Origin of the sequence: Quyinboa mangrovi, from assembly GCF_042219825.1 — a bacterium.
Taxonomy (GTDB): Bacteria; Bacteroidota; Bacteroidia; order Bacteroidales; family UBA5342; genus JBHJHP01.
The window spans coordinates 151,957-177,922 of sequence record NZ_JBHJHQ010000010.1 but is presented as its reverse complement, the minus strand read 5'-3'; the positions used below and the strand labels follow the sequence as shown (position 1 = coordinate 177,922).

The following is a 25,966-nucleotide window of genomic DNA, read 5'->3' as shown; positions in this document are numbered from 1 at the left end:
ACCCCAAAATGTCAATAAGCATTTTTGCACTTTGCGCTGGCGTTGAAGATTACGTAATTACAATATTTTTGGATTAAGCTATTTTATATTTTCGAATTCTAAGTAGCCTTTTTAAAATAATCCCAAATCCCATTAGGAATTATAGCCTTCCTCCAGCTGATGTAGAGGTTTGGAGGGGTAAAAAAAGAGCTACTCATTAATGAATAGCTCCGGTATAATAATGGTTAAATGGTTTTATTGCTCTACGAAACGGTAACCTACACCTTTAATAGTTTTGATGAAGTCATCACCGATTTTTTCACGCAATTTCCTGATGTGCACGTCAATAGTACGATCGCCGACAACAATTTTGTTGCCCCATACCGTACGGTAAATTTCTTCTCTTGTAAATACTTTTTCCGGTTTTGATGCAAGCAGCATTAACAATTCGAATTCCTTCTTAGGAAGAATAAGCTCTTCTCCGTCATGTATAACAAGATATCTTTCGCGGTCAATAATCAGATCGCCAATTTCAAGTTTTGTAGCGGTTGTTCCACCTGCTTCTGAATGATGATGACGTTTTAATAAAGCAGATACCTTGCTTTTCAGTACCTTAGGTTTAATTGGCTTGGTGATGTAATCATCTGCGCCTGCTTCATAACCTGCAACCTGTGAATAATCTTCTCCACGGGCGGTGAAAAATACAACAATCGTGTCATCCAGTTCCGGTGTTTTCCTTAATTCCTCACATGTTTCAATACCGTCCATTTCCGGCATCATCACGTCAAGAATAATCAATTGCGGATGTTCGCGTTTTGCAATCTCAACTGCCTCTAATCCATTTCCGGCAGCAAAGATCTGATATCCTTCCTTAATTAAGTTGTATTTTAAGAATTCCAGGATATCTGGTTCGTCATCTACAATAAGGACTTTAAAGTTAGTTTCACTCATGGCCTATGTATTTTGGGGCTAATTTAGATATTTTTTTTTATATCTGTTAATTTTTTATTAAATATTTTGAACTTTCTTAGTAAAAATGGGGAATTCTACCCATATGGTATGTTTATTTTAGTTCATATTTACATTATAATCTCTAATAATAGTTAATTAATCTTTGAATGATTTTAATTATAGATTAGCCCTGATTATGTAAATTTTTTTTGTAGACCTGTTATTCAAATTTGCTTATTATCTTTGTGGCTCAAATTAAGAATTATGAATTTTATTGAAGAGTTGAAATGGCGTGGCATGCTGCATGACATGATGCCCGGAACAGATGATCAGTTAAGCAAGGAGATGACAACAGCATATATCGGTTTTGACCCGACAGCTGATTCTCTTCATGTGGGAAGTTTTGCACAAATCATGCTGTTGAAACGCTTTCAGATGGCGGGACACAAGCCCGTGGCTCTTGTGGGCGGAGCAACCGGAATGATAGGTGATCCGTCAGGGAAAAGCCAGGAACGAAACCTTCTGAATGAGGAAACCCTTCAGAAAAATCTGGATGGAATTAAGAAGCAGTTGATGAAGTTTATCGACTTTGATTCGGATGAACCGAACGCTGCATTGATGGTCAATAATTACGACTGGATGAAGGAATTCAGCTTCCTGGATTTCATCCGCGATATCGGAAAACACATCACCGTAAACTACATGATGGCCAAAGACAGTGTTAAGAAAAGACTGGGAGAAGAGTCAAAATCGGGCATGTCTTTTACGGAATTTACCTATCAGCTGGTGCAGGGCTTTGATTTTCTGTGGCTTAACGAGAATATGAACTGCAAATTGCAAATGGGTGGTTCGGATCAATGGGGTAATATTACTACCGGTACCGAGCTGATCAGGAGAAAAACCGGAAACGAAGCCTTCGCATTGACTATTCCGTTGGTGACAAAGGCCGACGGAGGTAAATTCGGTAAAACCGAATCAGGCAATGTTTGGCTCGATCCCGACAGGACAACACCCTATGAGTTCTACCAGTTCTGGTTGAATACTTCGGACGAGGATGCTGAAAAATACATTAAGATATTTACGCTTTTAGGCAAGGATGAGATCGATGCATTAATAGCTGAACAAAGGGAAGCACCACATTTAAGGGTATTGCAAAAACGTTTGGCTCAGGAGATTACCGTTATGGTTCATTCCGAAGATGACTACAACATGGCTGTGGAGGCGTCGCAGATTCTGTTTGGAAAAGGAACGACCGATTCATTAAAGAAACTGAATGAGAAGACTTTTCTGTCAATTTTTGATGGCGTGCCTACTTTTGAGGTGGACAAAGCATTGTTTGATAACGGAGTAGCTATTCCTGAACTGTTGGTTGAAAAGGCATCTGTCTTTGCATCAAAGGGTGAATTGAGGCGTCTGGTACAGGGAGGAGGTGCAAGCATTAACAAAGAAAAGATAACGGATAGTGAATTAGTGGTCAATGCTAATTCTCTGTTAAATGATAAATATTTGTTAATTCAAAAGGGGAAGAAAAATTATTTTATTCTCATCGCAAAATAGAAACATCAATATAAAAAGGCCTCAGCTGAGGCCTTTTCTTTTATGCATCTACACCAAAGAAAATTCTTAGTATATAACCGATCAGAAAACTCAGGGCGCCCACTCCGAAACAGATCCCGATCATCTCAAGGAACCTCCGTTTAAAATTTACTTCTTTAACTATTGAGATGTAATAGTTGAAGGCAGCGACAATAAGTACTGCAGCAATGAATGTTTGTGCCAGTGAAAAGTAAATATCGCTGAAAACAAGGAAAGGGCTCACAAGAGCAATCACCGTAAATATGTATGCTATACCGGTATAAATTGACGCTTTGCCGGCATGCTTATCAGTTTCTTCCGATTTGGTGGATAAATATTCTGATGCAGCCATTGAAAGTGCTGCGGCAATTCCGGTAACGGCCCCGGTGAGTGCAATAAGTTTTGGATCCCGCAACGCAAGGGTTAAGCCGGCCAAAACACCGGTCAGTTCCACCAGGGCATCATTCAGCCCAAGAACGATGGAGCCCATATACTTAAGATGCTCCTCATCGATCATATCGATAAGGGCCTTTTCATGAATGTTTTCTTCTTTTTGAATAGTTGCAGCTTCGGGAATGTTGTCAATGGTGGAATATGAATCCTGTGCATTCTCTTCACCGCGTTCCATCAGCTTGATGGCAAATGTGATACCGAACAGTTTGAAGATCCAATAGAACAACTTTACCTTAAACATGTTTGGAGTAGCCTGCTTTTTCAGATACTTTCCCCATATAATTGCATGTCGTTGCTCATCTTCTGCAATCTGCGATAAAACCTGGCTGTTTTCCTGGCTTTTGGTATGCGCAGCCAGTTTCTTATAAATCAGATATTCAGTAAGTTCATTGCGCTGAAAGGAATGGATAATACCTTCCTGTTCCCGGGTTAGTTCCATTGCTACAAATTTTATGTAAATAAAACTATTTTTTCCCGGATTTCATTATTAAAATGAATTATCCATATCCATGCCGTTACCATTTTCCTGCTGCTGATTCTGTTTTCTGTCCGGCATAAAATTATTCAGCTTATAGGACAGTTGTAACTGAACGATAGGTGATTGCATATCCCATGTTCTTTCACTTTTGAAGTTACTGCCTGAAGAGCGCATATGGAATTTAGCCGTGTTCAGCACGTCGTTAACAGATAAGGTAACGCTGAGTTTTCGTTTCATTAGATCCTGACGTACAGCAATATTGGTAAAGGCAAAACCGTCGCGTTCACCCTGAGCCGAAACAGAAGGGCTGCGGTACATGATATCCATCTGGACTCTGTTATTTTTGAAAGGCTTAAATGTGTTACTCATACGCATACCCCAGTTTTGGCTTTCCCTTGTAACTGGTATCCCTTCAATATTGGTTTCAATTTTGTAATTGAACAGACTACCGTTCAGGTTCAGGCTATACCATTTAGCAACGTCATAATTAAGCATTCCTTCTACACCAAGAGCAAAGTCCTTGCCTGAATTTTCTGTTTTCATCAGGATGATGTTCGTGGCAGTATCCATGGTTACAGGATTAACATAAACACTTTGAATCCGGTCGATCCTGTTTTCTGTCATTCTGTAAAATCCTTCCAGCGAAAAGAATCCTTTCTTGAATGTTTTCTGGAAGCCCAACTCATAAGAATCAATATATTCGGGTTGAATATTCGGGTTTCCCTGTCGGACGTTATAAGCGTTCATCCATGTTTCAAACGGTTCAAGATACCAGCTTCTCGGACGTTCAATGCGTTTGGAGTAACTGGCCATAACCTGAAAATCTGCCGGTAGTGAATATGAAAAATGGATACTCGGGAAAAGATCAAGTCTGTTAATTGTGAAGCTTGAATCTCTGAACGATTCGGATGCATCGTAATAATTAAAGTCCATGGAACGGTCAGTATATTCTCCGCGTAGTCCTGCTTTATATCCCAACCTTCCGAACTCACCACCGAGGGTAACATATAAAGAATGAATCTGTCTGAAAAATTCTGACGTTTTATAGTTGAGTGACGATGGTCCCGGATTATAAGTATAATTAGCATCTGAATAATCTATCCGATCATACCATTCATAGTCCTTATCATAGCGCCACTGATATCCGGCTTCGAGACTGAACCTGGTTGAAACCGGAAGGGTGTAGTCCGTTTTAAAGCGCATCTCTGTTCCATCTCCAACTTCCCAGGATTTAAGTCCGCTCAAAAAGTTGGCACCTACCTGTTCGTTAATATTTTCTTCATCTGATTTTTGATACTGATAAAAAAAGGTGGATATGAGTTTGTGACCATCACCTTTAAATTTCTTATCATAGGTTAAATCACCACTCACATATTTCCCGTTTCCTTTATTCAGGCTTGTACTCGTGGATATTTCATGGTTAATTACGGTGCCGTTTACTTCTTCCCATGTTTCGTAATCCACATCATTTGTAAATTTACGTTGGTTAATTCCACCGTTAAGGTTAAAAGCCAGCGATGATGTAGTATCGGGTGTAAGTGTAAAACCGGTTTTAAGATTGTTGGAAGAGAAGCCCCGGCCACCATCACCAATTTGTGTGTTAAAGAAGGTGGTATCGTCTTTGTAGGTCTCTGTAAGTCCTTCGAAATGCCCCTTACGTTTGCGGTCAGAACGACTGCCTCCAACGTAAAAACTGTATTTCTCGCGTTGAAAATTCAGCAAAAAGTCGCCGCCTACACTTCCGATCGAATTAGCATCAAGATTCACAATACCGTTCAAACCTTTTAATCTGGTCTTTTTGGTTATGATGTTAATAATACCTGCTGTTCCGTCCGGGTCATATTTTACCGATGGGTTAGTGATTATCTCAATATTTTCAATCTGGCTGGCAGGAACCTGTTCCAGTGCATCGGTAGCTTCGAATGGTGTTGGTTTTCCGTCAATCAAAACCGTAAAGTTTGAACTTCCACGCAAGGTTACATTGCCTTCCACGTCAACTGTAATGGAAGGTGTGTTGGCCAGAATATCTACTGCTGAACCACCGGCAGATGTAAGATACTGGCTTGGGTTCACTATTTTTTTATCTATTTTGTATTGAATAGCCTTCTTCTCCGCTACAACATCCACACTTTCAAGATTCGAGACCGATGGTGTGAGTTTGATCACGCCGGTATTAAACCTGCGTGAATTAGTGGTGATCACAAAATTTTCGATGCGGGTTTCATTGAATCCAATGAATTTAACTTCGATATAATATTCGCCGGGATCCAGATTTTTGATGGAGAAATTACCATTGGCATCAGTAATACCACCTGTTATAAGTTCCCCGTTCTTATTGTAAATTGCCACATTGGCATATTCAATGGGTTGATTATTGGATTCATCCACAATTTTTCCGGTTAAGACACCCGCTGTCTCCACTTCTGTCATTTCCGGTGCGGGTTGTGAGTAGGTTTTCAGCTGAAGACCTGACATGGTGATCAGCAAAAGCAACAATGTATAACGCATATTAATTCTTATTCAGTTTCACACTTGACAACCATAAAACAATGGTTATTCCATTAATGTTACAATTTTTAAGTTTTTTGGGAAATTTTTACAAATTGGCCAGGAAAAGGAGGTGTAAAAAAAGCCGCATTAGCGGCTCATCTTAGTATTCATCTTCATTAAAGAAAAAATCATCTTTGCTCGGATAATCGGGCCATATATCTTCGATACTCTCGTATATTTCACCTTCATCTTCGATTTCCTGCAGGTTTTCAATAACCTCAAGTGGTGCACCCGAACGCATGGCGAAATCGATAAGTTCGTCTTTAGTAGCCGGCCATGGAGCATCTTCAAGTTTCGAAGCTAATTCTAGAGTCCAGTACATAATAGTTGGTTTAGCTAGTTAAATCCTGTTTATATTTTGCGCAAAAGTAAAATAAAATTCCATATAATCAAGAGGGGATCCAAGATAATTCGTCAAAATTATGATCCTGTGATAATTTTCTTCCTAATACAAACAAATAGTCAGAAACTCTATTGAAAAATATGGTGATGTGTTCGTCGATTTCGTCAATTTCTGACAGTCTGACAATGGCTCTCTCGCATCTTCTCGTTACGGTTCTTGCAATGTGGCATGCACTGATTTGCGGATCACCGCCCGGGATAATAAAATGATTCAGAGGAGGCAGTAAATTATCAAGACGATCAATTTCATCTTCTATACTTTCAATATCTTCTTCAGTGATGATGGTTGCATCTTTCAAAGGAAATACCGATTGATCTGTGGCAAGGTTTCCTGCGGCAGAAAAAAACTTTTTCTGGATAAATATAATGAAATCGTGGTCCTGTGCCTCCATCGGATAGGAACGGATCATTCCCAAATGGCAGTTCAGTTCATCAATGGTGCCATATGCTTCCAGCCTGATATCACCTTTTGAAACCCGTGTGCCTCCAATAAGCGAAGTCTTTCCTGAATCACCGGTTTTTGTATATATGTTACTTTTCTTCATTAATACTTTTTATGCTAAACCTGATTTTAGCCAAAATGTTCCCGAAGGTACAGAATTCTCAGATTATGAAGTAATTTTTTCAGGTGAATTATACTGATTCGTGGCATCTTTTTTGCTTCAGTTTGTAACTGAAATACATACTTCATTATTGTAATAACTTATGACCGCCTCAACAAAACAATATCTCAGGAATTACCTGATGTTTTTTGTTATGACCTTTTGTGTTAGTCTGATTGCACACTCCCAAAACAGTATGAACGGAACAGTTTTAGATGCTGTGACTCAAAGGCCAGTCCCTTTTGCAACGGTATACATTAGTGGCACAACATATGGTACCACTACAGGCTTAGATGGGACATTCACGCTTAATAATATCCCTTTTTCATCGACCCTTATTGTTAGTCATGCAAGTTATGAGCCGAAGGCATTAGAGATAGAAGGGAAAATTCCCTCCGACCTTGTCATTTTGCTGAGAGAGAAAAAAATTGATTTATCAGAAGTTAAAGTTCAGGCGGAAAATCAAAGGGACAAAAACCTTGCGATGTTTAAATCATATTTTTTAGGATCTGACCGCTGGGGAAGTATGGTTACTTTATATAACGACAGTACTTTGCTCTTTTATAATGTGTATGATACGGTTAAGGTCAGGCTGACAGATTCGGTCAGGAATGAAATAGATATGGGGCGTATGTTGAATACCTCTGAGATAAGTGAGGATAGTGCATTCCTGAAAATACCTGAATTATCTTCTTTTAAGGCAGTTGCAGGAACTCCGCTTCTTTTGGATATGCCGCTTTTGGGTTATAAACTACAGGTTGACCTTGTGGACTTTGATCTTGACCTCAGCTCACCCGGAAAGAAATGCAGTTTTCTTGGGTATTATTTTTTTCAACCATATGATTCCCTCAGGAAGTCAAAAGTCAGAAAATACAGAAGAAACAGACGGTCAGTTTATTATAATTCAGGTCTTCATTTTCTGAGGTCGCTTTATGAAAGAACGCTGGATGAAAATGGTTATGAGATAGAGATCCTGGTTTATGATAAGGAATCCGGTATTGGGGTTAAAACACCGTTTGAACCTGATACCTGCACAACGTATATATCAGGAAACAGGATGCGGATTACAGGATTAAAAAACAGGAAACTGACTATCAACTATTATTCAAAGATTAATGGTTCACCTGTTGATCTTACAAAAAAGTCAAAAAACGGGATTTGCCAGAGATCAACACTTTATTTTCTGAGAGATACGTGTTTTATTAACCGTGAAGGAACGGTTTCGAATAATGATGTTATGTTTGGGGGAGCAATCGCTACAAAAAAAGTCGGAAGTTTTCTGCCGGAAAATTATGAACTGGAAGATCAGCATTTTTCTCCGGAACCTGTTGCTCAAAAGCTTGCAGAATTTAATCACAAAACACATCCTGAGAAACTTTTTCTTGCTACAGACAGGGATATTTATCTCTCCGGAGATACCCTTTGGTTCAGTTCCTGGGTATTGAATTCAACTGATTTTACACCGGAAAAACTTGAAAAGATATTGTATGTTGATCTGATTGGTCCCGATGGAAAAACGGTGTCAAATCATTTATTTGAAATTCAGAATGGGAGGGCATTCGGACAGTTTGTGCTGGAAGAGGCATTTAAAACCGGCCATTTCAGGTTAAGAGCGTATACAAATTTTTTGCGTAATAGTGGACCTGAATTTCTGTTTGAGAAACCAGTCTTAATTTACTCGTCATTTTATAAACCCCAAACAGACCAGGAAAATGAATCAGTTTCTTCATCCGGCCTTTATAAACAAACAGGTAATGTCTTTGGTGCCACCGATTCAGACGGTGTTAATGTTATACCGTTAGACGTCCAGTTTTTACCCGAAGGGGGTAACTGGGTGGAAAGCATACCTTGCAGGATGGCCTTTGCTGCAACATGTCCTGGTGATAGACCGCCTGAATTTAATGGTATTATTTATGACCAGAGCAACAATTACATCACCGTTTTTAAACCGCAGAATAAGGGGAAAGGTGTGTTTTTTATTCGGCCAGAACCCAATACCCTTTATCATGCTATTATTGAAGATGAATATGGCAATAAAACCAGGTTTGATTTGCCTGTGGCACAGAAACAAGGTTATACTCTGTCTGTTAAAGACGGCATCCATTCAAATCAGCTTAAGATTGAGATTAACAGATCGGATGCCACACAAAACTATGATTTTCTATACTTTACGATAACCCAACATCACAATATTGTGCAAACAGTTTCATTCGTTCCGGATGAACAAAAAAATACGGTGTTGTTAAATAAATCTTTGCTAACCACAGGAATTGCTATCATTACACTCTTTAATCATAGAAATGTGCCGCTATGTGAACGCCTTGTTTTTATTAATAACAATGATTATTTACATTTTTCTGTAGATTCAATCCATAGCAGTAACGATTCAATTTGCTACACAGTCAGGGTTCAGGATAAAAACAGCAAACCTGTCAGCGGTTGCTTTGCTGTATCAGTAACCGGAAATTCACTTCTCGGTTCTGAGCAGGCAGGTTCAACTTCGAATATGGTTAATTATCTTTTGTTGAAGTCTGAACTTCCGGGCATTGATGAGGATTACAGTTACTTTTATAAAACTGACCCGGTGTCGAAATGGATCACCGATCTGACAATGATGACCAATGGCTGGCGCCGGTTTACCTGGCAGGAAGTACTGGCCGATTCAATTCACAAACCTATCTTTCCCTTAGAACAGAGATTCTATATTTCGGGAAAGATAACCAGATCAGGAAAAAATAACCCGGCAAAAAATATTGATGTCACTATGGTTGGAATAGGTTCAGACACAATTGGCGGTCAAACCAAAACCAACATACAGGGCGAGTTCATGTTCATGGTGGATTATTTTACAGATACCATGGATTTCTTCATCCAAACCAAAAACCGGGCTAATGTACGATGGAATTATAATATTAGTTTAACCACAAACATGGGCGATGCACAAAGCAACAGACTCAAATTTATGCACGATCAGTTGACCATGCGATCCACAAATGAACCGATTCCAACCATTCCTATGAATAAGAGGAGTTTTAAGTTTGAAAAAAATACGGAATTAAATGCATTAGCATATTTATCCGGTAACGGAACGGGATTAGTTGATTCTATAGGACAACAGGTGTCTTCTGTTATGAAAGAAAGGCAAATGCCCGATAAGCTACAGCCATTACCGGATACAACAGATGTTGTTCTGGAAGAGATCAGTGTACATGCAGAACGTATTCTGACCCCGATGGAAAAAATGCGTAAAAAGTACGGTTTAGCTTCAAGGACGATGGGTGCAGAACAATTGCATATGGTGGAGGAAAGTAACTTGTGGGGCACAGGCGTATGGAGTTATATCTTTAAACTTATACCGGATTACAGATACTTAAGCGATATTGGCAGGATATATATATTTGTTGATGGGAAGTTACATTATTTTACGCACAGGCCACGCATCCCATTTTGCGTTCCAAGTAGATCCCCGTCACCCTGGTTGGAGTGGTATATTGAAATTTTAGGTGAACTGGATATAAGCGAAATAAAAAGTGTTGAGGTTATTGAAAACCCAAAGTCAAGTCCGATTGCTTTGGCAATGGATTTGGACCCAGGGGTTGAATGTGAGGAAAAATCCGGTCCGGAATATATTATTTCCATACAAACGATAACAGGTAAAGAACTCAGACCAAATCATTATTTTATTGGTATAGCAGAAACGAATATGATTGGTTTCACGCCCACAAGAAAATTTTATACACCTAAATATACCAATACCTCAGGTAACCGTAACAGATTTTCAACTGTGTACTGGTCTCCGGACCGATCAACCAATATTCCTGGAGAGATAATGATTAAATTACCCAAAGATATTCCGCTGGAGGATTATAAGCTTCAGGTCAGTGGTTTGTCGGACGGTTTTATCCCTGGTTTTTTTAGTCATGATTTCAAAACAGGGGCATATGCTTTACTTCCTGATTCAGATGAATTTGATACTATTCCGAATGCGGTAAAATATGCAGAATTAGGATCAGACAACAAAAATATGGATGTCAGGCAAACCGATACTTTAATCAAAGTTACTGTAGTAACAGAAAATGGACAACGGGTGGATTTTGCAACAATCAGTTCACTCAAAAACAGCTTTCCTGATCAGGCTGTAACAAACGGATCAGTAACTTTGCTTAGAAAGAATTTAATAGAAAGCGACACATTATTAATATCTGTGCCCGGATGGGGAAACCTGTTTGTAACACCGGACGAAATGAAAGGAAAAGATTACAGGCTGACTATACCTCATCAGGTTTTTGCTGTCGATTCGGCATTTATTACATCAGAATTCATGAACAGTGTTTTTCTGAAAGTTCCGTGGAATATTAAATTAACAGGATACGATGTAGAAGGTGTTTTTCGCCAATTGATTCATAAAGAGAATAAGCTGGTACGATTAACCGATTTTGGATTCACCCATCGGTTTGAAGGTATGGATAATGTAGTCAGAAAATTCAGGCAATCTGTATCTGAACTACATCAGTATCATATCACTGATTTTAAAGAAGAGGTGCCATTCAGTCTGAAGTATGATTCTGTAAATATCATACCTGAATTAAATCCTATGGCAGCATACCTCACATTTATGTATCGTACAAGTGGGTATGAATGGAAATATGCAGGTCAGCAGTATTTCAAGGGACGTCTCTCGACAATTATTGAATTTGAAGCTGTTAGCCGTTATTCCCAGAGTTTGTATTCCGGTATAATGCTTATCGATGAAGAAACCAAAGGTATTGCGCACGTTCAGTGGCATGTGGCATCCGATAAAAAGAAACTGGCTGTTGCAGGTTATTATCTGTTTCCTCAAAAAGATCCCGGACAGTTTTCGTTAGTTCAGGATCAGCATTTTGCAACCTTTGTTCTTAAAGGTGAAGACTGGAAATTAAATTGTGCTACGCAAAATCTGGCTTTTACATACAATGATGAAGGGTTTTCGGTTGTAAGTGAAATGGTTAGTACGGATTTCCCGGAAAGAAAAATAAAACGGTTTAAAGCAATAAACTTTCGTGATTTGTTAAAAGAGGAAAAAAATCTGAACGTGATCAATTATGATCCTTCCGGATGGAGAAACAGCGATGTGCTTCTGCCGGATGTTAAATTGCAGGATCAGATTAAACAACTTCACTTACAGACTGTATATAAACATAGGTAGTTAAAGAATTAGAATTGACTTTTTGTACTGATACAATTATCTTACTAATTTCAGGGTAAAGATACCTTCGTAAATTGTCTTTTGAGGTTCAAATTATAAGCATGAACAAAAAAAATATTTCAAAACTTCGTTTAATTAATCAGCAGGTTGTGGATCCGCGGTTCCCTTCGGCCAGCGAACTGGTGAAATGGATGGGTATGATGCAGGCTCAGGATCTGAGTATGGCAAAATGGGCACTTGGAGTGCGATTGCCCGGTTCAACTGAAAATGATGTTACTGCTGCCATTGATAATGGAGATATCCTTCGGACGCATGTATTGCGGCCAACCTGGCATTTTGTGTCTCCAAAAGACATTTATTGGATGCTTGATCTTTCAGCAGAGCACATCAAGACAGCGATGCGTTCACGCGATAAGCAACTGGAGTTGGATGATGCTGTTTTCGCTAAAAGCAATGCAGTAATTGAAAAGGTATTAAGTGGAGGCAACCATTTAACCCGTTTTGAGCTGGGAGACGAAATTGAAAAGTCAGGAATATCTCTTGATAGCAGCAGGTTAGGACATATGCTGGTCCGGGCAGAAGTTGATAAAATTATTTGTAGTGGTAAAATTAAGGGAAAACAGCCATCCTATGCCCTGCTTTCTGAGCGGGCAGAAAAACCAGATATTATGACCCGGGATGAAGCACTGGCAGAACTGGCACTAAAATATTTTACCAGCCATGGACCTGCAACATTAAAGGATTTTATCTGGTGGTCAGGTCTTGCTGTAAAAGAAGCAAAACGGGCGCTTGAAAGTGTGAAATCAGAGTTTATTTTTGACAAAATTGAAGATGAAAACTATTGGTTTTCAAATGTCACGATACCCTATAAAACAAGTAAGCAAAGCATTCATTTACTGCCGGCATTTGATGAATTTATAATCAGTTACCGGGACAGGACTGCGGCAATACTGAGCAAGGATCATACGAAAGCTGTATCAAATAATGGTGTGTTCAGACCTGTTATTGTCCAGAATGGAGCAGTCATCGGAATCTGGAAGCGCATCCTGAAGAAGGATAAGGTTTCATTGGAAACTGAATTTTTTACATCGGCTCACAAAAATTTGCAAAAGAAAACAGAGAAGTCATTTGGGGCATATGCTAAGTTTTTAGGATTGAGCAGCTTTAATATATCAAGTTGATAAGGTATTACAACTGCAAGGTAGAGTTTGACTTAAATTCTGTATGACTAAATTATTATCAACAATCCGTTATTTCCTTTTTATGCCTCTTACATTATCTTTATTTTTGAAGGATTTTTAATTCAGACTTAAGATTTCAGACACAAGACTTAAGATTAAATTTGTCTTGGTTCTTATGTCTTACGTCTTACATCTTACATCTAAAAAGATGATCGTTTGTATAGCAGAGAAACCCAGCGTAGCACGTGACCTGGCCCGCATTTTAGGAGCCGGATCACGAAAGGATGGCTATTTTGAAGGCAGCGGATACCAGGTTACCTGGACATTCGGCCATTTGTGTGGTTTGAAAGAGCCGCATGAATATAATCCCGGCTGGAAACGATGGAGCCTTTACGATTTGCCTATTGTGCCACAACGATTTGGCATCAGGCTGATTGATGATGAAGGCATTAAAAAGCAGTTTTCTGTTATCGAATCCCTGGTTCAAAATGCGGAAGAGGTTATCAATTGTGGTGATGCCGGGCAGGAAGGAGAATTGATTCAACGCTGGGTGCTGCAGAAAGCGCAGTGTAAATGTCCGGTTAAACGACTCTGGATTTCATCTCTTACCGATGAGGCCATCAGGGAAGGTTTTGAAAAGCTTTACGATCAGAAAGAGTTTGAAAGTGTGTATTATGCGGGATTGTCGCGGGCTACAGGCGACTGGCTTCTCGGAATCAATGCCACGCGTTTATACACCTTGAAATATGGTCAGCGCAACCAGTTGTTATCCGTCGGTCGTGTTCAGACGCCTACACTGGCGTTGATTGTGGAACGGCAAAGGGAGATTGACAATTTTAAACCGGAACCGTACTGGGAATTGCGAACCCATTACCGCGAAGTGTGGTTCAGCTATGTAGATGGCAGGTTCAGCAAAAAGGAAGATGCTGATCAAATGTTGGTCGACATCACAGGAAAGCCATTTGTCATTGATTCATCAGAAACCAAAGAAGGCAACGAGTTCGCTCCAAAACTATTCGATCTTACCTCGCTTCAGGTGGAATGTAACACGCGTTACGGATTTACAGCCGATAAAACGCTAAAACTCATCCAGTCGCTTTACGAGAAAAAGGTAACTACTTATCCCAGGGTTGATACTACGTTTTTGAGCGATGATATTTATCCGAAAATTCCGTCCATATTAAAAGGTTTAAAGCAATACGAAGAGTTTACAGCTCCGCTTCTGGAGCAAAAAATCCGGAAAACAAAACGGGTTTTTGATAATAAAAAAGTGACCGATCACCATGCCATCATTCCGACCGGCATACCGGCAAATAACCTTTCTCCGGATGAAAAACTGGTGTACGACCAGGTGACGCTGCGATTCATCGCGGCATTTTATCCCGATTGTAAGGTGTTGAAAACAACTGTGACGGGGCAGGTGGAGCAATACGGTTTTAAAGCAACCGGGAAACAGATTGTTGAACCGGGATGGAGGTTAGTACTCAAAACCAATGCCTCCGATAATACCGATGAAGATCAGATAATGCCCGAATTTAATGAAGGAGAATCAGGGCCACATGAACCTGATTTGCAGGAAAAGGAAACCAAACCGCCACGCTATTTTACAGAGGCTTCTCTGTTGCGCTCCATGGAAACGGCAGGCAAGCAAATTGATGATGATGATTTGCGTGATGCGTTGAAGGAAAATGGTATTGGCCGTCCTTCCACACGAGCCGGAATTATAGAGACTTTGTTTAAACGGCATTACATAATTCGGGATAAAAAGCGTATTCTGGCTACAGAAACAGGAAAAGAGCTAATCAATACCATTCAGAACGATCTGCTGAAATCGGCTGAGCTTACCGGAATGTGGGAAAAGAAACTAAGGCAGATTGAAGACGGAGCCTATGATGTGACCGGCTTTATCAATGAACTGAAAGAAATGGTAGGTGATGTGGTTCGGGAAGTCAAGCAGGACAGATCAAATATACAGATTCCGGTTCACGAAGAACAACCGGTACAAAAAGCAGAAAGCAAACCGGATGAGTTGAATTGTCCGAAGTGTAAAAAAGGTAAAATACTTAAAGGCAAGGGAGCATATGGTTGCTCACGCTGGAATGAAGGGTGCGATTTCAGATTGCCGTTTATTTTATCGGGTAAGAAACTGACCGAAAAACAGGCTGAAACACTCATCGAAAAAGGTAAGTCGCCACTTATAAAAGGAATTACGCTGGGCGAAGAATCTACCGAAGGACATTTTATGCTGAACAACGAATTTGTGCCGGAATTTATGGAAAAGGAACCAGAAAAGCTGGTGTGTCCGGCCTGTAAAAAGGGAGAGATTATAAAAGGTAACAAGGCCTGGGGATGCTCTGCATTTAGGGATGGATGCCGGTTTGTGATTCCGTTCATTATTCATGAAAAAGAGATTCAGGAAAGCAGCATGCAACAAATAGTGCTGAAAGGAAAAACCAGAAAGATGAAAGGATTTGTAATTAACGGATCCGAAACGGAGGGTTATCTGTATGTGAATGATAGCGGACAATTGCAATTCGGATCATCATAAATTGTTCTCGCAGATTAACGCAGATGATTTCGCAGAGTATCGCAGAAATTCAGGAATACTGGTGGGGAACAATAGCAATCTGCAATGGCAGTGAAAAGCTGTTTCAAATACTTTTATTTTACTGTATTGCTTTGATTAAATTATCATTATACCACGGATTTGTTATAAGGGCAGAAAAATATCATTCCCTGAGAGTTAATATCAGCGATAATAAGCGAGAAACATGTAGCCTTTCAGAAGCGACATTATGATAAAATAAAGGTCACCAATACAGGTACCAGAAAGGTAATCACCACACCACTGTAAATAGAAATCATCACATATTCTTTCCCTGAAAACCGGATAACCACCGGAAGTGTGGTGTCCATGGAAGTTGCTCCTCCGGCAGCAATGGGTGTTAGTTTCCCGGTGTATTTTATCATGAATGGAGTAATAAGCAATGTGAAAATTTCCCGGATAAGATTGGCTACCAGCGCAATGGTTCCAAGTGTTTCACCATGAAGTTTTGAGATCAGGATGGAAGATAAACTGTAATACCCCATTCCGGCGCTAACAGCAAGTACTTCTCTCAGGTTCAGATCACTAAAAAAGGGTAAGGCCAGAAGTGCAAAAAGTAACGATCCGATAACAGATACAACCGGAATTAAGATAAGCCAGCCGCGCATGCGTTTTAATGCCATCAGCGATTCTTTATCGCTGCCAATGCCAATGCCGACAAATAAAAGCAAGGCATATAAAGCATATTCCGACCAGCTTCCGGCATTAAAACCTTCCGGTAAAATGTTAAATATGCCAAGAATGATCCCGGTTATAAAGATGAGTACTATGATGATGATGTCTCTCATTTTTTCAGGATCAACCGGTTAAATATTACAATGAAGATAATACTGCCGGCTACTGAAAGAAGACTGATAACCAGTGCTTTTATGCCTATTGTGTCGAAGTGAGCCTGCACCTGAGGATTATGTCCTGCCTCGTAACCTAAGAGAAAAAGAAGAGCCAGCACACTGATAAAGGTCAGCCAGTTACTGGTTTTAATGATCTTCTTCTGTTTTTTTACAAATTGGCCTGTTAAAATTCCTGCAACAAATATCAGTAGAATAGTCAGCATGGTTAAATAATCTAAAATCTGCAATAAAAGTCGAGCTTTAGCCCTCAAAAGTACCAAAATTATATTTTTATTGTACTTTTGTTGCATTGCAAAAAAGGCTGTATTAATTAACCGGTTTTTAGAAACATCAGAAATGTCGATTGAGATTATCCGAAATAATTTTGTTGAAGCGCAGAAGGTGTTAAACAATTTTATTTCAGAACCTAAAAATTTTGAATCCATATTAAATGCAGGTGAGATCATCGCAGAATCCATTCAGAATGGCAATAAGGTTTTGTCGTGTGGAAATGGAGGTTCTATGTGTGATTCCATGCATTTTGCAGAAGAAATGACTGGTCGTTTCCGGAGAAACAGGGAGGCATTGCCTGCGTTTGCAATGGCTGATGCGTCGCATATTACCTGTGCGGCCAACGATTACGGTTACGATGCCATATTTTCGCGTTATGTGGATGCGTTTGGTAGCAATGGTGATGTTTTACTGGCCTTGAGCACAAGCGGAAATTCTCCAAATATTTTAAATGCAGCTAAAGCAGCCAAAGCCAAAGGCATGAAGATCATTGGTCTTACAGGAAAAGGTGGAGGGGAACTGGCCGGTATTTGTGATGTGGAGATCCGGGTGGATCATTTGGGGTGGTCCGACAGAATTCAGGAAATACATATTAAAATAATTCATACACTCATCGATTATGTCGAGACAAAGCTCGGCGTTGGTCAGGAGTGAGATGTTCAGAAAATCCTAGAGAGATGAAGAATTATAAAATCTGGAACATTGGTTTAGGCTGGGGCGCATTTGCCGTTGCAGCTTTTACTTATTTGTCAACAGTAGAACCTACAGCCAGTTTCTGGGACTGTGGTGAATTTATTGCATCGTCATATAAGTTGCTTGTGGGTCATCCTCCAGGAGCACCTGTATTTATGATGATTGGAAGAATCTTTACGCTTTTTGCTCCGGATCCGTCCAAAGTAGCCGTGATGATGAACTCCATGTCAGCACTGGCCAGCGCATTTACCATATTATTCCTGTTTTGGACTATCACACATCTGGCTAAAAAGCTTATCGTTGATAATGGATCCGAAATTACAGCGGGACAGAGTATTGCAGTTCTGGGAGCCGGACTTGTTGGATCACTGGCGTACACATTTTCAGATACCTTCTGGTTTTCAGCTGTTGAGGGAGAGGTTTATGCCATGTCATCCCTGTTTACCGCTGTGGTTTTCTGGGCAATTCTGAAATGGGAAAACGAAGCAGATAAACCATTTGCCAACCGTTGGATAATTCTCATTGGGTTTTTAATCGGTCTGTCTGTTGGCGTTCACCTGTTAAACCTCCTGGCAATACCGGCCATTATTCTGGTTTACTATTTCAAGAAGTATACGCCAACCATAAAGGGAACACTCCTGGCTCTGGTTATTTCCTTTTTCGTGCTTATGATTATCATGTACGGTATCATACCGGGTATCGTGAAGCTGGCATCTGTCTTTGAACTGATTTTTGTAAACGGTATAGGTTTGCCGTACCATAGCGGAATGATTTTCTTTATAATTCTGCTGGCAGCCGGTCTGGCTTATGGTATATATTATACTTATATAAAAGTGAAGGTATTGTGGAATACAATCCTGACATTTTTGGCGGTGATTATCATTGGTTATTCGGCTTTTGCCATGGTGTTAATCCGTAGTAATGCCAATCCTCCAATGAACCAGAATGATCCGAACGATGCGTTTTCCCTTCTTTCGTATCTTAACAGGGAACAGTATGGAGATCGTCCCCTGGTTTACGGACAATATTACGATACTCCGATTATTGATACCAAACAGACTTCAGCCGTTCGCGATCAGATTAACGGACGTTACGAAATAATTGACCACAAATTACAATACGTATACGATCCTACATTCGAGGGCGTATTTCCCCGAATGTGGTCAAATCAGCCAAGTCACATCAGTGCATATAAATCGTGGGCAAAGATTAAAGGTATTAAAATGAAAGGGCGTGACGGTAAGATGCATGTCAAGCCTACCTTCACTGAAAATCTGCGATTTTTGTTCCGTTATCAACTGGGGCACATGTACTGGCGTTATTTTATGTGGAATTTTGCCGGTCGTCAGAATGAAATTCAGGGTAACGGAGGCTCACAGGAGGGTAACTGGGTATCAGGAATTAACTTTATAGATAATCCACGCGTGGGGAATCAGGAAAAACTGCCTGAATACATGAAGAACGATAAGGCACGTAATGAATATTATATGCTTCCCTTACTTCTTGGATTATTTGGCATTGCTTTCCAGTTGTTTGGAAGTGATAAGAATAAAAAGAATACCAAAGGATTTGAAAATTTTGCCGTTGTGGCAATGCTGTTCATACTGACGGGTATTGCCATTGTAATTTATCTGAACCAGTATCCCTATCAGCCCAGGGAGCGTGATTATGCCTATGCCGGTTCGTTCTATGCTTTCAGCATATGGATTGGTATTGGTGTGCTCTTTATATGGGATATGCTTAAAAAATTAACAGGTTCACCTGCTGCGGGAGCTATTGCAACCATTGCAGGTCTGGCTATTCCATCCATCATGGGAGCAGAAAACTGGAACGATCATGACCGTTCTGGTCGCTATGCAGCCAGAGATTTTGCGTGGAATTATCTGCAGTCTACAGATAAGGAGGCTGTGCTGTTTACCAACGGTGATAACGATACATTCCCCTTATGGTATGTGCAGGAGGTTGAAGGTACAAGGACCGATGTGCGTGTGTGTAACCTGAGTTATCTGCAGACAGGTTGGTATATAGATCAGATGAGGAAACGGGCTTATGATTCCAATCCGGTGAAATTTACACTTGATGCAGATCAAACCAGGGAAGGACAGCGTAACCTGGCTCTGATAGATAAAGTGCATAATAAGGATAAGGTCATAGATTTAAAACGGGCGATTGAATTTGTTGGAAGCAATAATTCTGAAACCAAAGAAAGCAGATCAGGATATGATTATTTCCCGGGAACCAAATTTTCTATTCCGGTGGATTCAGCTTATGTCGTTGATAACGGAACTGTCCGTCCTCAGGATGCCAATCGCATTGATAAGGAATTTATCGTTGATCTGAGTGGTATCAGCCGATATGTTGGTAAAAACTCAATAATGGTGCTCGACATTCTGGCTACCAATCAATGGCAGCGTCCGGTTTACTTTGCAGTTACCGTTCCCGACGAAAACTATATTGATATGAATGACCATTTCCAGGTTGAAGGGCTGGCTTATCGTGTAGTTCCTGTCACCAATAGCAAAGATGATATTCAGGGACGTGTGGCAACAGATATCATGTACGATAACATGATGAATAAATTCAAGTGGGGAGGTGTTGATACACCAGGAATATGGATGGATCAGACCATTCTGAGGATGTGTTATAATTACCGGAATAATTTTACGCGTTTGGCCGGTGACCTGTTAAAGGAAGGTGATAAAGAAAAGGCTCAGGAAGTTCTGCTAAAAGCCAAAGAGGTGTTGCCTGAAGAAAATGTTCCTCATAATATGTACTCGATGCCGTACGCTGAAATGATGATGAAAGCAGGTTTGGATGATGACGCTGTTTATGTGCTGAACGAAGTTTTTGATCGTTCTATCGAAACGTTGGACTATTATTTGTCAATGCAGCCGAAATTCAAGAGGGAACTGCTACGGGATATTCAGCAGGAACTTGGTGTGATCAGACAGATTTACATTATTGCTGACCGTAACAATAAAACTGATCTGGCTAAAAAAGCAGAAGATGCATTTAAGGTATATTACGGGCAGTTAGAGTCAATGGATTAATTTTTGATGCTGATTGAGAGGTCACCATTATTATTGCAATGGGTAACTCCATCTTTGTTGTGGAGGGTAAATACAGCGGATAAGGAGGTTTATCTGACATTTGACGATGGTCCGGTTCCAGAAGTAACACCTTGGGTGTTGGATGTTCTGGATCAGTATGATGTAAAGGCTACCTTTTTTTGTGTTGGAGAGAATGTGGCAAAATATCCGGAGTTATTTCAGAAGCTTCAGGAATGTGGCCATTCAGTGGGAAATCATACATATAACCATTTGAAGCTGTATAAAACAGAGCCGGGTATATACAGAAAGAATATTCAAGACGCAGCACTAACCAATAAAAGCTCTCTGTTTCGTCCGCCACATGGACAGATCAACAGGTCGATGATCCAATGGCTACATGCTCATAAATTCAAAGTTGTAATGTGGGATGTGTTACCGGCGGACTATGATAAAGACAGAACCGGACAACAGTGTTTTGATACGGTGAAGCGTAAAACAAGGCCAGGTTCAATCATAGTATTTCACGATTCGTTAAAAGCGCAAAAAAATTTGATGGAAGCCCTGCCGCTCTCCATCGAATATCTGTTAGATCAGGGATGGAAATTTAAAACACTTATATAAGCAATGGGAATAAATATTTTATTGTTAGGTTCAGGAGGAAGAGAACATGCGATGGCATGGAAGATCAGTCAGAGTGATAAAACTGACGAGCTTTATATCTTACCGGGTAATGCCGGAACATCAGAAGTTGGTACGAATGTATCCATGCAGATGAATGATTTTGCCGGCATTAAAGAACTGGTTCTGACTAGAAATATTAATTTGGTTGTGGTTGGACCCGAAGCTCCTTTAGTAGACGGTATTGCCGATTTTTTTGCATCGGACAATGACCTGAAATCCATTGGTATTGTTGGTCCCGGAACAACGGGTGCTACTTTGGAAGGCAGTAAGGAGTTTGCCAAAGAATTTATGATACGGCACAATATTCCAACTGCTGCATATAAAAGTTTTACCAAAGAAACGCTGAATGATGGCGTGGCATTTTTGAAAACACTTAAGGCACCCTATGTCTTAAAAGCAGATGGTTTGGCTGCCGGCAAAGGTGTTTTGATCCTGAATTATCTGGAGGAGGCCACGCAGGAACTTGAAGAAATGTTGTCAGGTAAATTCGGTGATGCCAGTTCTACCGTTGTCATCGAAGAGTTTTTGTCGGGTGTTGAACTATCCGTGTTTGTAATGACAGATGGGGAATCGTATAAAATTCTGCCGGAAGCCAAGGATTATAAACGCATTGGCGAAGGTGACACCGGGCTGAACACCGGTGGTATGGGAGCTATCTCGCCTGTTCCGTTTGCCGACAAAGCATTCATGGCAAAAATAGAAGACCAAATTGTGAAGCCTACCGTTGAAGGGTTGAAAAAAGATAATATTTCGTACAGGGGTTTTATCTTTTTAGGGCTTATTAACTGCGATGGCGAGCCGAAAGTTATTGAATATAATGTTCGTATGGGTGACCCCGAAACTGAAGCCGTAATGCTGCGCATTAAATCCGATTTTGTGGAACTGCTGCAGGGTGTCGCTGAAGGTAATCTTGGAGGGAGAGAACTGGAATTTGATGAGCGTACAGCAGTAACTGTGATGATGGTCGCCGGTGGTTACCCCGAAGCTTATAATAAAGGGGATGAGATTTCAGGAATTGACGATGTTGAGGAAAGCGTTGTTTTCCATGCCGGAACAAAATTTGTTGGAGATAAGGTGGTTACAAACGGTGGTCGGGTGATAGCCGTTAGCTCCTATGGAACAGATATGAAGTCTGCACTTGCAGCATCCTATAAGAATGCCGGGAAAATAAATTTCCAGGGGAAATACTACCGCAAAGACCTGGGGTTTGATCTTTAAAAGATAAAAGATATAAGACTTAAGACACAAGATAAAAAGGATTGTCCTTCTTTTGAGGTGGCGTCAGGCATTTTGTATGAGGGCGGAAGACTTGCAATACAAAAAAACGTACTAAGCTGTATCTTAAGTCTTATATCTTAAATCTTGTGTCTTGATACCTGATACTATAGTTTAAATAACTTAAATTTTATTTTTTCGCGTACAAGTTCTTCTCCAACCTGACGGGTAACAGCAAGTTTGATTTTGCCTGAAGGTTTGCGAAGCATGTCCTTAACCTGTATCAGCGATAAGTTGGATACGGACTGTCCGTCGATACTTTCTATTTTGTCGCCTACTTTAAGACCGGCATCGGCAGCAGGGGACTTGTCCCATAATTCAGCAATTTCGAAAAATGGCAAATTCTGATAAGGCTGTACGATCTCTATACCCGTGGTATTATATGTAAAACGCTGGTTGTAATGTGAGTTGCGCTTAATATACATGCTCGAGTCCGGATAATCGATGATCACATGAAACCGGCGAAGCAGTTCTGAACCTATGGTTCCATCCCGTTCATTGCTCGAGATGATCATTTCAATAGCGACTGAATCCGGAAATGCTACAATTGGTTTTTTAAAGTGGTAGCCACCAATCTCAGCCTGATCAATTCTGGCAACGGAACCAAAAATTTCACCGTTCAGTCCCTGGCCAATATATGTATAAATTGATTTTTCAGGTATTTCATAGTGTTTAAAATTCGAGTTTACGAGCCATAGTGCCAGTTCTGCCCCTGTATCAACAAGAAGTTTAACTTTGTGCTCCTGCCCGCTCAGGGTAACATCTGCCGTCATGTAGGCTTTATGATCTTCAATCGTAATTGGTACCTCTCTGAAAGAAGAGGGGACTTTGAATGTGTCAGGATTGTATAAGTACATTAGCTTTTTGATGTAATCAATCTTAACAACGTGATCTTTAATCATATCATAACCGATCATTCCGTTAATCTTTGATCCAAGGTGTTTTGATAGTTGAAATATATTTTGTTTAAGCGCATAAAGAGAAATGGTGTCTACTCTCAGAGACTCTATTTTCATGCTGTTAAGTGTGCTTAGGTAGGTAGATAATGGTTCTCCGTCACCCAATCCATATAAAACCACTTCGCGTGCATAACGTAAATCCAGTGAATCCTGTGGCCAAAGTTCTGTGATTATGGTATGCCTGATGCCTGTGTCGAATATAAAGTTGAGCGGAGTAGAACTGTTAATCCTGACAGGAACGATGATGTTTGTTCCAATCATTTCAAATTTTATAATATGTTCAGGTTTATTGTTAATGCACTGTACGGATCCCTCATAAAGGACAAATAGTAGAATCGTAACTATAAGGTTTCTCATGACTTAAATATAATAAAATATTCATTACATTAACAATAGGTTCAAAATGAAGTTGTTGTGTTGGTCATTTTGATGCAAAAAAATCCCGTGAATTCTTAATGAATGCTTTAGTCCTGTCATAACTTTGTACTACATTTGCGCCAAAATACAGAATATGTCAGACGATAAGAAAGTTATCTTTTCAATGGTCGGGGTTTCAAAAATTTTCCCGCCACAAAAAAAAGTACTGAATAATATCTACCTGTCGTTTTTTTACGGTGCGAAGATCGGATTTATCGGATTAAACGGATCCGGAAAATCTACGCTGATGAAAATAATCGCCGGTGCAGAAAAGGAATATCAGGGTGAGGTCGTGTGGTCTCAGGGATATTCTGTAGGTTATCTGGAGCAGGAACCGCATCTGGATGAGTCGAAAACTGTAAAGGAGGTAGTAAAAGAAGGTGTGAAAGAGGTAACCGATGTCCTGGAGGCTTTTGAACAGATTAATAAGAAATTTGAGGATCCGGCAGTTTATGAAAATCCGGATAAAATGGAGAAACTTCTGAAAGAACAGGCTCGTTTGCAGGAAAAAATTGATCAACTTGATGCCTGGAATATAGATGCCAAACTGGAAAGAGCAATGGATGCGCTTCGTTGTCCTCCCGAAGATACAAACGTAAAGGTACTGAGTGGAGGTGAACGACGTCGTGTGGCCTTGTGTCGACTGTTGTTACAGCAGCCGGATGTGCTGTTACTCGATGAGCCTACTAACCATTTGGATGCTGAGTCAGTACAGTGGCTTGAGATGCATTTACAGCAGTATGAAGGTACCGTTATCGCCATTACGCACGACCGTTATTTTCTGGATAATGTGGCTGGCTGGATTTTGGAGCTGGACCGTGGCGAAGGAATCCCATGGAAAGGAAACTACAGCAGTTGGCTGGAACAAAAAGCCAGGCGACTGGAATCTGAAGAGAAGCAGGCAAGTAAACGCCGTAAAACTTTAGAACGTGAGTTGGAGTGGGTACGGATGTCGCCTAAGGCACGTCAGGCAAAGTCTAAGGCACGTTTATCGGCCTATGATAAATTATTGAATGAGGATGTTAAGGAGAAAGAACAAAAATTAGAGATATTTATTCCCAATGGCCCGAGACTAGGTGATAAAGTGATAGAGGCCCATGACGTCTCGAAGGCCTTCGGGGATAAATTGTTATTCGAAAATCTGGAATTTACCCTTCCTCCGAATGGTATTGTGGGTGTAATAGGACCCAATGGAGCAGGAAAAACAACCCTGTTCAGAATGATTATGGGACAGCAAACAGCAGATCAGGGGTCATTCAATGTGGGCGAAACGGTAAAAATTGGCTATGTCGATCAGGCTCATGCAGATATTGATCCGGCTAAGTCTGTATTTCAGGTTGTTTCCGGTGGAGCCGAATTTATTCGCATGGGTGGACGTGAGATTAATGCGCGTGCTTATCTGGCCAGGTTCAACTTTACCGGTTCGGATCAGGAGAAAAAGTGTGGTGTGTTATCCGGCGGTGAACGCAACAGGTTACATCTTGCCCTGACCCTGAAATCTGAAGCCAATGTGTTACTTCTCGATGAGCCAACCAATGATATTGATGTAAATACCTTACGTGCCCTGGAAGAAGGTCTGGAGGATTTTGCCGGTTGTGCGGTGGTTATTTCTCACGACAGATGGTTTCTGGATCGTATTGCAACACATATTCTGGCTTTTGAAGGGAATTCGTCGGTTGTATATTTTGAAGGTGGTTATTCCGATTACGAGGTCAACCGTAAAAAACGTTTGGGCGACGAAGGTCCGAAACGCATTAAGTATAAAAAACTTACCAAATAAAAAAAACAGGCTTTAAAGCCTGTTTTTTT

General features: G+C 40.4%; 17 protein-coding genes. 9 read left to right on the top strand and 8 right to left on the bottom strand.

Annotated features, from left to right (window positions below):
- Positions 1-234 precede the first annotated feature (234 nt).
- Positions 235-930 (bottom strand): response regulator transcription factor, encoded by a 696-nt coding sequence (locus ACE1ET_RS19425; RefSeq protein WP_375730091.1) that lies wholly within the window; start codon positions 928-930, stop codon positions 235-237.
- A gap of 264 nt (positions 931-1,194) precedes the next feature.
- Here ACE1ET_RS19425 and tyrS point away from each other — a divergent pair, with 264 nt between their 5' ends.
- Positions 1,195-2,487, top strand: coding sequence for a tyrosine--tRNA ligase (gene tyrS, locus ACE1ET_RS19420; protein ID WP_375730090.1), 1,293 nt, complete (start codon positions 1,195-1,197; stop codon positions 2,485-2,487).
- Between the two features lie 40 nt (positions 2,488-2,527).
- Here the strand turns inward: tyrS and ACE1ET_RS19415 are convergent, their stop codons facing one another.
- The 4 genes from ACE1ET_RS19415 to ACE1ET_RS19400 form a co-directional block, all read right to left on the bottom strand.
- A complete protein-coding gene (locus ACE1ET_RS19415) occupies positions 2,528-3,397 on the bottom strand; it encodes a VIT1/CCC1 transporter family protein (RefSeq protein WP_375730089.1) in 870 nt (289 codons plus the stop codon).
- A 48-nt stretch (positions 3,398-3,445) separates the two neighbouring features.
- Positions 3,446-5,944 (bottom strand): TonB-dependent receptor, encoded by a 2,499-nt coding sequence (locus ACE1ET_RS19410; protein WP_375730088.1) that lies wholly within the window; start codon positions 5,942-5,944, stop codon positions 3,446-3,448.
- 142 nt (positions 5,945-6,086) lie between these two features.
- Positions 6,087-6,308: a DUF2795 domain-containing protein gene (locus tag ACE1ET_RS19405; RefSeq protein ID WP_375719610.1), complete on the bottom strand. Its 222-nt coding sequence runs from the start codon at positions 6,306-6,308 to the stop codon at positions 6,087-6,089.
- Between the two features lie 67 nt (positions 6,309-6,375).
- Entirely contained in the window at positions 6,376-6,933 is a 558-nt protein-coding gene (locus ACE1ET_RS19400) for a cob(I)yrinic acid a,c-diamide adenosyltransferase (RefSeq protein ID WP_375730087.1), read from the bottom strand.
- 253 nt (positions 6,934-7,186) lie between these two features.
- Here ACE1ET_RS19400 and ACE1ET_RS19395 point away from each other — a divergent pair, with 253 nt between their 5' ends.
- From ACE1ET_RS19395 to ACE1ET_RS19385, 3 genes are all read left to right on the top strand, one after another.
- Positions 7,187-12,175, top strand: a complete 4,989-nt coding sequence (locus ACE1ET_RS19395; RefSeq protein WP_375730086.1) for a carboxypeptidase-like regulatory domain-containing protein — start codon at positions 7,187-7,189, stop codon at positions 12,173-12,175.
- A 101-nt stretch (positions 12,176-12,276) separates the two neighbouring features.
- A complete protein-coding gene (locus tag ACE1ET_RS19390; protein ID WP_375730085.1) occupies positions 12,277-13,356 on the top strand; it encodes a winged helix DNA-binding domain-containing protein in 1,080 nt (359 codons plus the stop codon).
- Between the two features lie 175 nt (positions 13,357-13,531).
- Complete coding sequence (locus ACE1ET_RS19385; RefSeq protein ID WP_375730084.1) at positions 13,532-15,904, top strand: type IA DNA topoisomerase; 2,373 nt, start codon at positions 13,532-13,534, stop codon at positions 15,902-15,904.
- 245 nt (positions 15,905-16,149) lie between these two features.
- Here the strand turns inward: ACE1ET_RS19385 and ACE1ET_RS19380 are convergent, their stop codons facing one another.
- Positions 16,150-16,749 carry a LysO family transporter gene (locus ACE1ET_RS19380; protein WP_375730083.1) on the bottom strand — a complete coding sequence of 200 codons (600 nt, stop codon included), beginning with the start codon at positions 16,747-16,749 and terminating at the stop codon, positions 16,150-16,152.
- Positions 16,746-17,015 carry a LysO family transporter gene (locus ACE1ET_RS19375; RefSeq protein ID WP_375730082.1) on the bottom strand — a complete coding sequence of 90 codons (270 nt, stop codon included), beginning with the start codon at positions 17,013-17,015 and terminating at the stop codon, positions 16,746-16,748. The genes ACE1ET_RS19380 and ACE1ET_RS19375 overlap by 4 nt, the downstream gene beginning before the upstream one ends.
- Positions 17,016-17,148: 133 nt before the next feature.
- On the opposite strand from ACE1ET_RS19375, the gene lpcA reads away from it, so the two are divergent.
- The 4 genes from lpcA to purD are packed head-to-tail and all read left to right on the top strand — an operon-like array spanning position 17,149 to position 22,724.
- Complete coding sequence (lpcA, locus tag ACE1ET_RS19370) at positions 17,149-17,736, top strand: D-sedoheptulose 7-phosphate isomerase (protein ID WP_375730081.1); 588 nt, start codon at positions 17,149-17,151, stop codon at positions 17,734-17,736.
- Between the two features lie 23 nt (positions 17,737-17,759).
- Positions 17,760-20,825: a protein O-mannosyl-transferase family gene (locus ACE1ET_RS19365; protein WP_375730080.1), complete on the top strand. Its 3,066-nt coding sequence runs from the start codon at positions 17,760-17,762 to the stop codon at positions 20,823-20,825.
- A 6-nt stretch (positions 20,826-20,831) separates the two neighbouring features.
- Positions 20,832-21,446: a polysaccharide deacetylase family protein gene (locus tag ACE1ET_RS19360; RefSeq protein WP_375730079.1), complete on the top strand. Its 615-nt coding sequence runs from the start codon at positions 20,832-20,834 to the stop codon at positions 21,444-21,446.
- Positions 21,447-21,449: 3 nt separating this feature from the next.
- A complete protein-coding gene (gene purD, locus ACE1ET_RS19355; protein WP_375730078.1) occupies positions 21,450-22,724 on the top strand; it encodes a phosphoribosylamine--glycine ligase in 1,275 nt (424 codons plus the stop codon).
- Positions 22,725-22,888: 164 nt separating this feature from the next.
- On the opposite strand, the gene ACE1ET_RS19350 is transcribed toward purD, so the two are convergent.
- A complete protein-coding gene (locus ACE1ET_RS19350) occupies positions 22,889-24,001 on the bottom strand; it encodes an aspartyl protease family protein (protein ID WP_375730077.1) in 1,113 nt (370 codons plus the stop codon).
- 250 nt (positions 24,002-24,251) lie between these two features.
- Between ACE1ET_RS19350 and ettA the strand changes: the two genes are divergently transcribed.
- Complete coding sequence (gene ettA / locus ACE1ET_RS19345; protein WP_375730076.1) at positions 24,252-25,937, top strand: energy-dependent translational throttle protein EttA; 1,686 nt, start codon at positions 24,252-24,254, stop codon at positions 25,935-25,937.
- The last annotated feature ends 29 nt before the right edge of the window (positions 25,938-25,966 follow it).

Excerpts from the sequence above, each read along its gene's own strand:
- ACE1ET_RS19415 (WP_375730089.1), bottom strand. The coding sequence starts at position 3,397 with ATGGAACTAACCCGGGAACAGGAAGGTATTATCCATTCCTTTCAGCGC.
- ACE1ET_RS19375 (WP_375730082.1), bottom strand. The coding sequence starts at position 17,015 with ATGCTGACTATTCTACTGATATTTGTTGCAGGAATTTTAACAGGCCAA.
- ACE1ET_RS19360 (WP_375730079.1), top strand. The coding sequence starts at position 20,832 with ATGCTGATTGAGAGGTCACCATTATTATTGCAATGGGTAACTCCATCT.
- ACE1ET_RS19350 (WP_375730077.1), bottom strand. The coding sequence starts at position 24,001 with ATGATTGGAACAAACATCATCGTTCCTGTCAGGATTAACAGTTCTACT.
- ACE1ET_RS19365 (WP_375730080.1), top strand. The coding sequence starts at position 17,760 with ATGAAGAATTATAAAATCTGGAACATTGGTTTAGGCTGGGGCGCATTT.
- ACE1ET_RS19425 (WP_375730091.1), bottom strand. The coding sequence starts at position 930 with ATGAGTGAAACTAACTTTAAAGTCCTTATTGTAGATGACGAACCAGAT.
- ACE1ET_RS19380 (WP_375730083.1), bottom strand. The coding sequence starts at position 16,749 with ATGAGAGACATCATCATCATAGTACTCATCTTTATAACCGGGATCATT.
- ACE1ET_RS19385 (WP_375730084.1), top strand. The coding sequence starts at position 13,532 with ATGTCTTACGTCTTACATCTTACATCTAAAAAGATGATCGTTTGTATA.
- ACE1ET_RS19400 (WP_375730087.1), bottom strand. The coding sequence starts at position 6,933 with ATGAAGAAAAGTAACATATATACAAAAACCGGTGATTCAGGAAAGACT.
- ACE1ET_RS19405 (WP_375719610.1), bottom strand. The coding sequence starts at position 6,308 with ATGTACTGGACTCTAGAATTAGCTTCGAAACTTGAAGATGCTCCATGG.
- ACE1ET_RS19395 (WP_375730086.1), top strand. The coding sequence starts at position 7,187 with ATGAACGGAACAGTTTTAGATGCTGTGACTCAAAGGCCAGTCCCTTTT.
- lpcA (WP_375730081.1), top strand. The coding sequence starts at position 17,149 with ATGTCGATTGAGATTATCCGAAATAATTTTGTTGAAGCGCAGAAGGTG.
- tyrS (WP_375730090.1), top strand. The coding sequence starts at position 1,195 with ATGAATTTTATTGAAGAGTTGAAATGGCGTGGCATGCTGCATGACATG.
- purD (WP_375730078.1), top strand. The coding sequence starts at position 21,450 with ATGGGAATAAATATTTTATTGTTAGGTTCAGGAGGAAGAGAACATGCG.
- ACE1ET_RS19390 (WP_375730085.1), top strand. The coding sequence starts at position 12,277 with ATGAACAAAAAAAATATTTCAAAACTTCGTTTAATTAATCAGCAGGTT.
- ettA (WP_375730076.1), top strand. The coding sequence starts at position 24,252 with ATGTCAGACGATAAGAAAGTTATCTTTTCAATGGTCGGGGTTTCAAAA.
- ACE1ET_RS19410 (WP_375730088.1), bottom strand. The coding sequence starts at position 5,944 with ATGCGTTATACATTGTTGCTTTTGCTGATCACCATGTCAGGTCTTCAG.